Origin of the sequence: Burkholderia sp. SIMBA_051 (assembly GCF_046534915.1) — a bacterium.
Classification (GTDB): Bacteria; Pseudomonadota; Gammaproteobacteria; order Burkholderiales; family Burkholderiaceae; genus Burkholderia; species Burkholderia ambifaria.
The window spans coordinates 1-248 of record NZ_JAWRXS010000662.1 but is presented as its reverse complement, the minus strand read 5'-3'; the positions used below and the strand labels follow the sequence as shown (position 1 = coordinate 248).

The 248-nt window shown below is 70.6% G+C and carries 1 pseudogene; it reads left to right on the top strand.

The features are described from left to right. Positions 1-248, top strand: a pseudogene (locus SB771_RS36130) (mechanosensitive ion channel family protein); the annotation flags it as partial.

Below are 248 nucleotides of genomic sequence, written 5' to 3'. Positions count from 1 at the left end.
CTGCTGGCGCACCGGCTGCTGGTGGTCAGCGGCCACGAGGACTGGGACAAGGCGCTGCAGCGCCGTCGCGCCTACCAGAACCTGTGGTACGCGGTGCCGTTCGCGGTGGTGTCGGTGGGCATCGAACTGGTCCCGCACGTCGAGAAGGCCGCCACGCTGGTCGGGCGGCTGGCCCACGCCGGCGCCTGGATCTGCGTGTTCGTGGCGTTTTCCGGGGTGCTGAGCGCCTGGCAGGACACCTATTCGGC